This is a genomic window from Acinetobacter sp. MF4642, from assembly GCF_002018925.1.
GTDB lineage: Bacteria > Pseudomonadota > Gammaproteobacteria > Pseudomonadales > Moraxellaceae > Acinetobacter > Acinetobacter johnsonii.
The window spans coordinates 25612-37309 of record NZ_MVON01000029.1 but is presented as its reverse complement, the minus strand read 5'-3'; the positions used below and the strand labels follow the sequence as shown (position 1 = coordinate 37309).

Below are 11698 nucleotides of genomic sequence, written 5' to 3'. Positions count from 1 at the left end.
CCTGCCGCCAGCGTTCAATCTGAGCCATGATCAAACTCTTCAGTTAAAAATCATTAGTAGCTTATGGCTACAAATCTTGGCTCATCAATTTTCTGACAAATATTTCTCAAATAAACTTCGAGTAATTTTTACCATCAATCAATGAAATATTTTCGATCGATCAATCAGTAAAAATCCACACAAGTTGTTCTTCATAATCTCTTAATGATCTTTCTAACACCTCGTCAGTGCTAGAAGCTGGACTCAATATACTCAACAACTCAGCACTTCGTGCTTCGTTCGTTTCCGTCTATCTCGTCGGTATGGGGTGCATTCTAGAGGATTTCTAAAGCTTTGCAAGTGCTTTTAACTGGTTGTTTTATCGGGTGTTGTATTTTTATGCACTAAAAAGGTTCAAAAACATGCAGTCACACACCTAACCTAATAATTTTAAAGCAGAAATATAAATTTAATATTTCTGCTCTCTTTTTTCATTACTTTTGCACTGCTGCTGCTTTAATATTCACACTGAGAATTTTAACAGGTTGTTTCGGTACATCTTGATGTGGCCCTGCACGTCCTGTCGGTACTTTAGTGATCTTATCCACCACATCCATACCTTTAGTGACCTGACCAAAAACCGCATAACCTGCGTTATTGGTACTTCTATCTAGAAAGTTATTATCCACCACATTAATAAAGAACTGACTGGTTGCAGAATGCGGTAGGTTGGTTCGTGCCATCGCCAAAGTGCCACGTTTATTAGATAGACCATTGCTTGATTCATTTTGAATGGCTGGTCGAGTTGGCTTTTCTACAAGGTCCGCAGTCATACCCCCGCCTTGTACCATGAAACCCGGAATGACGCGATGAAAGATCGTGCCGTTATAAAACTTAGCTTTCGTATAGTCTTCAAAGTTTTTTGCTGAGATAGGTGCTTTATCATTAAACAGTTCAATTTCGATGTTGCCCATTGATGTTTTCATTTCAACAATCGTGTTATTTGCCATGACCGCCATACTCATACATGTAGCCGCCACTGCAACTAAACTCTTCTTTAACATTTCTTTACTCACAGCATTCAGATGTTATTAGATTTCGGTATATTAATCGTTCAGTATAAATAAAACACTACTTCTTCTAAGAAAACGAGAATAACGATGAATGAAGCTTTAGCCCTGTCTCAATTGAGTCAATTTCCACCTTGGCATTTACAAGGTGAAGCCTTTATTTTGAATTATTGGATCAGTCCGCAATTTATCCGACAATATAAAGCGTTTCGTATCGCCCCGTCCCCAATTGGTCGTGTGGTTCAAGTCATGTTGGTTCGTTATCATCAATCCCCTGTTGGACCTTATGATGAACTACTTTTGCTCGACCACCCTTTACTGAGCAAACGGCGTTTAAGTTCAATTCCTAAAATTTATGTGTCTACACAGATTTCAGTTGAACATGGTCAACAACTTTGGGGAATTCCGAAAGAGTTCGCTCAGTTTGATTGGCATACGCAGAATGAAACAACACAATGTCAACTCAGCACTCGAAACCAAACCTTGTGTTTAACACTCACCCAATGTAAAAAAGCACGTCCGTTTTATATTAATAGTCATCACATTCCACGTTCCATGCTCAAAATACAGCAAGCGTGGCAAGGTCAACGTTATGAGTTTTCTCCACAGTTTCGCGCGAAGCTAATGAAACTGAAAAAATTTGAATGGCAAAACCATACCACCCTCTTTCCAGACTTTAGCCAAGCCAAAGCTCTACAAAGTTTTTATGTCCCGAGCTTTCAGCTCGTTTTTCCAGAAGCCAAAATCCGCTCTAAATAAAAAAGGAATGTTCCACGTGAAACATTCTTTTGAAAATTCATGCTTTGTTATTTGGCATTCTTATCCCAAAATTTTCTAAAGTTCTTTGCCATTTCTATGGTGATTTTTTTTGCTCGACGAGAAATGATGGTGAAGTTCACAAATCCATGAGGCTGATCTAGATAATTCTGATAATAAACCTTATTGCCCTGCTGCTTTAATTTGATGGCATAAATTTCACCTTCATCATGTAATAAATCATGACCTGCGGTGATGACAAAAGCGGGGGCGACACTTTTTAATACGCCATAGGTTGGCGAAACAATAGGATTATCTAAAGCTACCTGATGTTGTTCAGCATACAAAGAGGTTACCCTATCAACATCTTGCCCAGTTAAGGTCAGTCCATCTTTATAAGCAAAGAACGATGGATGGCGACTTTTGAAATCAACCACAGGGTAAATTAACAGTTGTGCACTTGGCGCATAAGCTTTTGCCACAGTTCGCTGCGCCACCACGGCACTGATATTGCCACCTGCACTATCGCCTGCCACCGCAATTCGGTTTTTCAAAATTTTGAACTGACGACGGTTTTGATAGACCCAAGCCAAAGCATCTTCACAAGATTGAATTAATACATTCGGGCCAACTTCTGGCGCCAAAGGATAATCAATACTGAGCACCTGCACTTTGGCATGGATCGCCAGTAAGCGACAGACTTCATCATGACTGTCGAGGCTGCCAACTACAAAGCCGCCGCCATGATAAAACACCAACATCGGAAGTTTCTTATTCGGTGCAGGATGATAATGCCGCGCAAATACAGTTCCACTTTGTAAAGGTAGACGTAAATCTTCCACTTGTTTTACCGCGCTGGGTTTCGCGGTCAATATTTGAATTTGATGATCAAACAATTTACGCGAACGATGATAGTCTTCAAAAATAAAGCCCGATTTGCCTTGCTTATATTGAGCTGCCATTAAGCATTTAATAAAGGGATCTAATTGCTCAAACTGGTGAGGATAACCCAGCGCTTTCACCAAGCCTTCTTGTGCTACTGTCGGTAAGCGATCAATCACTCGTGCCGCACTGCCTTGGCCTTGTTCCATCCATTGTTGTAAAGTTTGATTCAACACGCCCATGTCAATAATATCCTTTTATCGTTCTTCATATTCTCTACATGATCAGCACTTATGTGACCATTCTCTTATATAAGTCTTCACATCAAGATACATAGCAATACGTCCTATACGCTAATCTTCTTTTAAGAGCTTGTCATTGACAATTTTTATGCCGATTTAGGAGTGTTTTGCTACTCCGTTTTTATGAAGGAGACCTGCCATGACTAAAAAAATAATATTCCTCTCACTCATCAGCACCTTGTTTGTTGGTTGTGTGGCTTTTCCTGAGGATGGCTACTATGACGGACGCTACGACCACCGCTATGATTATGATGATCGACGCTACGACCAGCATGATCGCTATGAACGTGAACGAGACCGCAAACGTTGGGAATACCAACAACGACAAAACCGCATCGAGCGTGAACGTCGCGAGGCAGACCGAAACCGCCAAAGACATGCTGAATGGGAACGCCAAAACCGCGAACAAGAACGGCAACGTATTGAGGCTGAGCGCAAACGGATCACCAATCAACGTCATCAAGACTGGCAACAGAAAAAGCGTGATCAAGAGCGATTAAACCAAGAACGCAAACGTTATGATGCTGAACGTCAGCAACGACAAAATGCCGAACACCAACGTCGTGAGCAAGAGCGTCAACGGACTGAAGATCGACGCAAACAATCCCATAAGGATCGTAAGCAACGTCCCGATGATCAACGCCGCGATCAAAACAAAGGTTGGGATAACTCACGTCAAGAACGATAAAATCGTCATCGTACATCAGACTGATGAAATAACACGGCTGAACAGCTTCTAATTATTTACCCTTAAAAAAAAGACCTTCACGGCATCCTGTGAAGGTCTTTAACAAAGCGAATGTAAGAGAAGTTCTCTTTTAAGCTTTATTGTTGTGTTGTCGCAGGTGTAGATTGGATGGGTTCAATCTGAGCCGCAGGATCTGCTTGAACCTCGACTCCAGCACTCCCCTCAACGGTTGCTGTTGCATCCGGTGCAGTGGTCACTTGAGCGGACTCAGGCGCTGTATTGGTTTCATTTGAGCTACAGCCCACAATGGCAAATGCTGAACCTAAAAGCGCTAGAGACAATAATGCAGTTTTCTTATTTAACATTCTTTCATTTCCTTTTACGTCATACAAAATAGCAAAGCCAAACTTTGCCCTGCCTATCTTTGTCAAATCCGAAAACTTTTACACACGTGCTGAGTTGTAGTTTTTGCAGACTCGAGTACAACTTGTGCAATTTTTTATTAATTGCGCACAAATGCCGCCTTAGCACTACATCTCAACAGCAATGCAAGTTAATGTGCTGATTCTTCATTGTTTCTCTCTTCGATGAGCAGCACAAAAGGAAATCTATACTTGGCCCATCAACTCTTCAGCATTGCAGAACTCCTGTATGCTGATACACGATTAAATAATGTTATTTTTAAATTTGAAGCAAAAAAAAGCTTAACCCAAGGCGGATTAAGCTCGAAAAAGCATACAAAAATAAAGAAACCACAGCGTTAAAACTCGAATTTTGAGCGTAAAGCTCGAAGCATCCTGACAGCATTATACCTTTGCACTGAATAAAGTACTTTTCGGAGACGTACTATTCAAAAACCTAAATCTCTAATTTAGGAGGGTTTCCCCAAGCTATGCAAATAGGTCGCAGTCACCATACTTTGCTCTCTCCACAAAGTATGATCACCGCTGATGAACTCATTATGTGGTCAAGCGAAAAATTAGTAAAACAGATAAATTTAATTAAAATAATTCAATGTAACGATTAGCCTTTTTCAACATAAAAAAACTCAAGCAGAATTGGAAATGGACCTTCGGACAGAATAAGCACCTAGAAAGCCTGATTTCAGCAATTTTTTACCAAAAATACATGAATTAATCACTGAAGCCGCTTGAATTTTTGGCTGTTGCCCCGACCTTTTATAGTAATCCTGAATTCAATAACGCATGGCAGTTCAGATTAACCCAGTTAACACTGATGCCTGAAGGACTGTACATGTTTAAAAACCCATTTAAACGGAGTAAATCAATGGCGACTGAGCACAATCAAGAAGCTCAAGATCTAGGGCAAGAGCAAGCGGATTCACAAACAGCGCAAACTCAAGCTGAAGCTGAGCAAGCTGAAGTTTCAGTTGAGGATTTACAAGCTCAAATTACCAATCTTGAAGAAAGCTTAAAGCTTGAAAAAGCCCGCACTGCAAATGCTGTATACGAAGCACAAAAAAGTGTAGAGCGTATTCAACGTGAATCAGAGAAGCATAAAGACACCGTTCTCGAAAAATTCGCAAAAGAGTTACTGGACTCAGTGGATAATTTAGAACGTGCCCTTAGCGCATCGGGTGAGGAAAAAACACCAATGTTTGAAGGTGTGGAACTGACGTTGAAATCGTTACTGACTGCACTGGAAAAATTTGGTGTGGTCGCAGTTGATACAGCAAATGGTTTCAATGCGGACTTGCATCAAGCAGTCGGGATTGATCCAAATGCGAAAGCCAACGAGATCGGAACGGTATTACAAAAAGGTTATACCTTAAATGGTCGTTTGCTTCGTCCAGCAATGGTCATGGTTGGCGCATAAACTCTATAAATTCGAGAGTTTGTAAAATTTTTTCTTGATTATCACTTGAAAAAAATTGAACGGCTCTCATATCGAATAACAAGCAAAAACATTGCAAAAATTTTTGAGGAATCATCCAAATGGCTAAAATCATTGGTATTGACTTAGGTACAACAAACTCTTGCGTCGCTGTACTTGAAGGCGACAAAGTTAAAGTGATCGACAACGCTGAAGGTGCACGTACAACACCATCGATTATTGCGTATAAAGATGGCGAAATCTTGGTGGGTCAGTCTGCAAAACGTCAAGCAGTGACTAACCCTAAAAACACATTATTCGCAATCAAACGCTTGATCGGTCGTAAGTATCAAGACCAAGCGGTTCAAAAGGACATCGGTCTTGTCCCTTACAAAATCATCAAAGCTGACAATGGTGATGCTTGGGTTGAAGTAAACGACAAGAAACTTGCACCACAACAAATCTCTGCTGAAATCTTGAAAAAGATGAAGAAAACTGCAGAAGATTACTTAGGTGAGACAGTAACTGAAGCGGTGATTACCGTTCCTGCTTACTTTAACGATGCACAGCGTCAAGCAACTAAAGATGCGGGTAAAATCGCAGGTTTAGAAGTTAAACGTATCATCAACGAACCAACGGCTGCTGCACTTGCGTTCGGTATGGACAAAAAAGAAGGCGACCGTAAAATCGCAGTTTATGACTTAGGTGGCGGTACTTTTGACGTATCTATCATTGAAATCGCTGACTTGGATGGCGACCAACAAATTGAAGTATTGTCGACTAACGGTGATACCTTCCTTGGCGGTGAAGACTTCGATAACGCGTTAATCGAGTTCTTGGTTGAAGAGTTCAAGAAAGAACAAAACTTCAACTTGAAACAAGATCCACTTGCATTACAACGTTTGAAAGAAGCAGCTGAAAAAGCAAAAATCGAGCTTTCTTCGTCAAATGCAACTGAAATTAACCTTCCGTACATCACGGCGGACGCAACTGGTCCTAAACACTTAGTGATCAACGTAACGCGTGCAAAACTTGAAGGTTTAGTGGCTGATTTGGTTGAACGTACAATCGAACCTTGCCGTATTGCACTTAAAGATGCAGGTCTTTCAACGTCTGAGATTTCTGATGTGATCTTGGTGGGTGGTCAGTCTCGTATGCCACTTGTACAACAAAAAGTACAAGAGTTCTTCGGTCGTGAACCACGTAAAGACGTGAACCCTGACGAAGCGGTAGCAATGGGTGCTGCGATTCAAGGTGCGGTATTGTCTGGTGACAAAACTGACGTACTTCTTCTTGATGTTACTCCGTTGACACTTGGTATCGAAACCATGGGTGGCGTGTTAACAGCAATTATTGAGAAAAACACCACGATTCCTGCGAAGAAATCTCAAGTGTTCTCAACTGCTGCGGACAACCAACCTGCTGTAGACATTTCTGTGTTCCAAGGTGAACGTAAAATGGCACAGCAAAACAAATTGTTGGGTAACTTCCAATTGGGCGACATTCCACCTGCTCCACGTGGTGTGCCACAAATTGAAGTATCGTTCGACATTAACGCTGACGGTATCTTAAAAGTATCGGCTAAAGATAAGAGCACTGGTAAAGAGCAATCAATCCAGATTAAAGCAAACTCAGGTTTGTCTGATGCTGAAATCGAAGCAATGATCAAAGATGCTGAAGCGAATGCTGAAGAAGACCGTAAGTTCGAAGAACTTGCGAAAGCACGTAACGAAGCGGATGCATTAGTATCTTCTGCTCAAAAAGCAGTGAAAGATCTAGGCGAGCAAGTAACAAGCGATGAAAAAACTGCCATTGAAACTGCAGTCGCTGAGCTTGAAACTTCGACTAAAGAAAATGATGTAGAAGACATCAAAGCGAAAACTGAAGCACTTCAAAACATCATCATGCCGATCACGCAACGTGCTTATGAAGCTGCGCAAGGTCAAGGCGGTGCTGAAGGTTTCGACCCGAATGCATTCGGTGGTGACGCTGGTCAACAACAGAAAGCGGACGATGGCGTTGTAGATGCTGAGTTCACTGAAGTAAAAGATGACAAAAAATAATTTGTCTCTTTAATAAAAAACCGCGCGAAAGCGCGGTTTTTTATTACCTAAATATTGTTGTTTCACAGTCCACTTTTACATTAGGCTGATAAAAAATTTAGACCTTAGCCACCCATGAAAACTTTACAGTTGGCTCTCATCGCCCTCATTACAACCTTCGGTTATGCATGTACCACAATAAGCCCCTCCGTAGAAACAGCTAAAAACCAACATCAGCAAAGCGCGCAGCAGCAGATCCAACAAGCCTTCAATCAACTCCAAACCACGGGGGTGATTGTCATTAAGGATAAGCATGGCTTACACAGCTACGGCAATGACTTGAGCCGTGCTCAGACACCCTATGTGCCCGCCTCTACCTTTAAAATGCTGAATGCCTTAATCGGACTAGAACATGGTAAAGCAACCCGCACCGAGGTATTTAAATGGGATGGTCAAAAGCGCAGCTTCCCTGCTTGGGAAAAGGACATGACTTTAGGGCAAGCCATGCAAGCATCTGCCGTTCCCGTTTATCAGGAGCTAGCACGGCGCATTGGCCTAGACCTGATGAAAAAAGAAGTGCAGCGCATTGCATATGGCAATCAACAGATTGGCACCGTTGTCGATAATTTTTGGTTAGTCGGTCCACTGCAAATTACGCCTGTTCAAGAAGTCCTTTTTGTAGAGAAGCTGGCCAATACACAACTCGCTTTTAAACCCGATGTACAACATGCAGTACAAGACATGCTGCTGATTGAACAAAAACCGAATTATAAACTCTATGCCAAATCTGGTTGGGGCATGGACCTAGAACCGCAAGTGGGCTGGTGGGCAGGCTGGGTCGAAACTTCAACAGGTGAAAAAGCGTGTTTTGCTTTGAATATGCAGATGAAAACAGGGATTTCAGCCAGCGTGCGTGAGCAACTGGTCAAACAAAGTCTGACAGCGTTGGGAATAATTTAAACCCACAGAGAAGAAGCATTTTTTATGTTGCAAAGGTATTATTTACGCTAAAGTAGCTAAAAATAAAGATATATGAAGAAATATGCGTCAAAGTCTCTTGTTTGCTTTACTGGGCTTTTTAGGGTTGATTCTATATCAAAATATACAACAGCCCCAGCTGCGTCTCAATCCACTGCTGGATCGACTCACCCATCCATTCGATCAGCGTATTCGCTATCGCATTGCGGAAGTCGATCCGCGTTTTGGTCTTAATGAACATGAGTTAAAGCAGATTAGCCAGCAAGCCACGGACATTTGGAAACAGGGTTTGGGCCAAGACTACTTTGTCTATGACCCTAATGCTCGGCTCAGTATTCGACTCATTTATGACCAGCGTCAAGATGAGTCGTTACAACGCCGCGATCAACTGTCTAAACTGACACAAAATGAACACGGGCTGAGTCAAAAAAATACTGAACTCAAAGCCATGCAACAAAATCTGGCACGCCACTCAGGGGCTTTAGATGTGCAAAAACAGAGTCTACAAGACCTTAGCCAAAACTATAATGCCATGATCCGTCAGTATAACCAGCACGGCGGAGTCCCTGCTTCGCAGCAAGCGGCCGTACAACAGAGTTTGGTGCAGCTGCGTCAACAGCAACACGTTTTAGACCAACAAATTGCCAGCTTTAACCTGCAAGTGAATGCCTACAATCAAAAGGTAGATGAACTGAACCGCTTAGATCAAGGCCATAATCTGGCCATCGACCAGTTCAACCAACGCTTCCAACCCCGTCTATTTGATAAAGGACTGTTCAATGGGCGTGAAATTCATATTTATGAGTTTGAGTCCAAAGAAGACTTACGTCTGACTTTAGCGCATGAATTTGGCCATGCCCTCGGAATGAAACATCATAATGATCCGAAAGCCCTGATGTACCCAATGCTAGAAGAGCAAAATATGCAGCATTTCCGTTTACAAAGTGCTGATATTGCGTTATTTAATGCCCGTTGAAGTGATGGATTACTAAAAATAATCCCCTAATTTTAATATGTGTATGAAATACAATCACAGCACATCTTGACTCGGGTTCGTGTTATTGTAAATAATTGAATATCCACTAGAAGCTTTGGAGACGAATGTGAGTTACTACCATATCTTAATCGAAGTAAATGACCACATCAGTACGATTGAAGAAACTCGTGATATCGAAATTTTTGATATTGTTGAGATTCAACCTTATCTCCATTCTATTCTATTGCCCTATTTTAACGAGCAGCTGTTAGAACTTGAAGATGAAAATTTAGAGTTTAAGGATATTTTACATCTGGAAGTTAAACAGACGCTTTTACCAATCAATGACTTGATTGAAGAAGAGCAGAAATTGTTACCGAGTGACACCGATGTCACCATTACTGCCTATGAAATTTTTAATAACCGTGACTTAAGCCAAGATGTCACCACGATTATTTTTGACTTACTCGATGCGATTAAACTCGATTGAAAGCGAATGATTGCACATAAAAAAAGCCCTCATCATGAGGGCTTTTTTAATCAGATCAGGTTTAGATCGAGAAAGATGAACCACAACCACAGGTCGTGGTTGCATTTGGATTTTGCACGATGAAACGTGATCCTTCTAAACCTTCAATATAATCCACCACTGAACCGACCAAATATTGATAACTCAATGAGTCAACCAACATTTTCACATCACCATTGATAAATTCTGCGTCGTCTTCATTTTGGTTTTCAGCAAAGTTAAAACCATAAGAAAAACCTGAACAACCGCCGCCCGTGACATATACACGAAGCATTAAATCTTGATTACCTTCACTGTCACGTAATTGACGTACTTTATTTGCGGCATTGTCGCTTAGTTCAAGTGCTTGGGCATTCATCTTAGATTCCTCAGTTCGGTTCAGCTGTCTTTCAAATCAAAAAGACCATATTTCGAGTATAGCATACTCAATATATGGTCCCTATTTGAATATTTAAAGTCAAATCAGACTAATTTTCTCAAGATTGTTTGTAATTTTCATCCTGTAGTCCACATTCAAAGTTTTTCGCCGCTTGCTTACAACGGAATTGCCATAACAGTTTCATCATTCGCTTATCGTAAATACCGCGGTTGGTGAGATCAATTCGTGCTTCCCGCATCATCTTTTGATAACCGGGTTGATCTGCAGCAGGCACCTGCATCCAATATTTTTGCGGAATTTCAGCTTTCATTTTACCTAAGATACCGAATGCACGCGGCAGCTGGCCTTTGACCCATTCTCGTGATTTTTGTCCATAACCTGCAGGAAATTTATCTGGACGAATAATGATATTGCCTGTGACCTGTAAAATCGGATAATTTACAATCGCCCCTTTCGTCCCCAAGCCTTTATGTAACTCTAAGGGCTTAAAAACCGCTGCAGGTGCACCAATAATATCGACTTGACCGTTATTGAACTTTGCACCAAAGTTCGTGACATCGGCACTCACAGCTTGCGCACCAATTTGTTGAACCATGACTTTTTGCGCCTGGTCATAGTCTAAAACCGCAATTTTCTTGCCTGCGGCTTTCGCTACTGTATTGATGCTACGGTCATTCACCAATAAAAAGGCATCCCCCACAGGAATCACACCTGCCACTTCATACTTGCCATTGACCATATGCTTAGCAAAAGTGGGGCTGGCCAAGCCTTGCATCACTTTAACCGCTAAATTGAGATCGGGAATCGCACCAATCGCGTCGAGTGAACCTGTAAACGAATTAAATTGACGCCCGCGCATGCCTGTAACACTAATGGCATCGCATTTTCCTGCTTTAAAATCCTCAGCAATCACGGCTTCGTTTTGTCCGACCCGCAGTTCAATATCCGCACCCCAGTTTTTAGCCGCCAACTGATAATCTTTCATCAGGCTATACACATCACCATTTTTACCGACCAAGTCGAATACACAAACCACTTGTTTGGCTTGCGCCATCGCTGTTGCAGAAATGACTAATGTCCCGACACTGAGGCTTTTCATCCACTGTTTCATGTATCTTCCTTTAGACTTATTGTTGTTTATTGTGATGAGTCACTCACTTGTGCTCTTTGTTATTTTTTAATGCCCCGACTGACACTTCACTCGGTCCAAAACCACTCATTTCCTACGCGCTATATAAATTAGCGGCATCAAAACCATTTAAATCGGTCGATTAAAAGCAAAAA

12 protein-coding genes are annotated in these 11698 nt (G+C 41.6%); 7 read left to right on the top strand and 5 right to left on the bottom strand.

The features are described from left to right. Positions 1-473: 473 nt before the first annotated feature. Positions 474-1043, bottom strand: coding sequence for a peptidylprolyl isomerase (locus tag MF4642_RS13465; RefSeq protein WP_005402030.1), 570 nt, complete (start codon positions 1041-1043; stop codon positions 474-476). A gap of 96 nt (positions 1044-1139) precedes the next feature. Here MF4642_RS13465 and MF4642_RS13460 point away from each other — a divergent pair, with 96 nt between their 5' ends. Continuing rightward, on the top strand, positions 1140-1808 hold the full coding sequence (locus MF4642_RS13460) for an acetoacetate decarboxylase family protein (RefSeq protein WP_078426545.1): 669 nt from the start codon (positions 1140-1142) through the stop codon (positions 1806-1808). 47 nt (positions 1809-1855) lie between these two features. Here the strand turns inward: MF4642_RS13460 and MF4642_RS13455 are convergent, their stop codons facing one another. Beyond that, positions 1856-2929 carry an alpha/beta hydrolase gene (locus tag MF4642_RS13455; protein ID WP_078426544.1) on the bottom strand — a complete coding sequence of 358 codons (1074 nt, stop codon included), beginning with the start codon at positions 2927-2929 and terminating at the stop codon, positions 1856-1858. A gap of 199 nt (positions 2930-3128) precedes the next feature. Here MF4642_RS13455 and MF4642_RS13450 point away from each other — a divergent pair, with 199 nt between their 5' ends. Beyond that, positions 3129-3677 (top strand): hypothetical protein, encoded by a 549-nt coding sequence (locus MF4642_RS13450; RefSeq protein WP_078426543.1) that lies wholly within the window; start codon positions 3129-3131, stop codon positions 3675-3677. A gap of 137 nt (positions 3678-3814) precedes the next feature. Here the strand turns inward: MF4642_RS13450 and MF4642_RS13445 are convergent, their stop codons facing one another. Further along, entirely contained in the window at positions 3815-4042 is a 228-nt protein-coding gene (locus MF4642_RS13445; RefSeq protein ID WP_039890835.1) for a hypothetical protein, read from the bottom strand. A 922-nt stretch (positions 4043-4964) separates the two neighbouring features. Here MF4642_RS13445 and grpE point away from each other — a divergent pair. The 5 genes from grpE (at position 4965) to MF4642_RS13420 (ending at position 9996) form a co-directional block, all read left to right on the top strand. Beyond that, complete coding sequence (gene grpE, locus MF4642_RS13440; protein WP_058870662.1) at positions 4965-5513, top strand: nucleotide exchange factor GrpE; 549 nt, start codon at positions 4965-4967, stop codon at positions 5511-5513. 119 nt (positions 5514-5632) lie between these two features. Continuing rightward, positions 5633-7573, top strand: a complete 1941-nt coding sequence (gene dnaK / locus MF4642_RS13435) for a molecular chaperone DnaK (protein ID WP_078426542.1) — start codon at positions 5633-5635, stop codon at positions 7571-7573. 114 nt (positions 7574-7687) lie between these two features. Further along, the gene (gene blaOXA / locus MF4642_RS13430) at positions 7688-8512 is read left to right on the top strand and encodes an OXA-211 family carbapenem-hydrolyzing class D beta-lactamase (RefSeq protein ID WP_078426541.1); all 825 of its coding nucleotides are present in this window, start codon (positions 7688-7690) and stop codon (positions 8510-8512) included. Between the two features lie 82 nt (positions 8513-8594). Further along, complete coding sequence (locus tag MF4642_RS13425; protein WP_078426540.1) at positions 8595-9506, top strand: matrixin family metalloprotease; 912 nt, start codon at positions 8595-8597, stop codon at positions 9504-9506. A 115-nt stretch (positions 9507-9621) separates the two neighbouring features. Continuing rightward, on the top strand, positions 9622-9996 hold the full coding sequence (locus tag MF4642_RS13420; RefSeq protein ID WP_171262526.1) for a hypothetical protein: 375 nt from the start codon (positions 9622-9624) through the stop codon (positions 9994-9996). 61 nt (positions 9997-10057) lie between these two features. Here MF4642_RS13420 and erpA read toward each other — a convergent pair whose 3' ends face one another. Together erpA and MF4642_RS13410 are read right to left on the bottom strand one after the other, a co-directional pair. Beyond that, positions 10058-10393 (bottom strand): iron-sulfur cluster insertion protein ErpA, encoded by a 336-nt coding sequence (erpA, locus tag MF4642_RS13415; RefSeq protein ID WP_004697409.1) that lies wholly within the window; start codon positions 10391-10393, stop codon positions 10058-10060. Positions 10394-10511: 118 nt separating this feature from the next. Further along, a complete protein-coding gene (locus tag MF4642_RS13410; protein ID WP_373430799.1) occupies positions 10512-11513 on the bottom strand; it encodes a putative solute-binding protein in 1002 nt (333 codons plus the stop codon). Positions 11514-11698 lie beyond the last annotated feature (185 nt).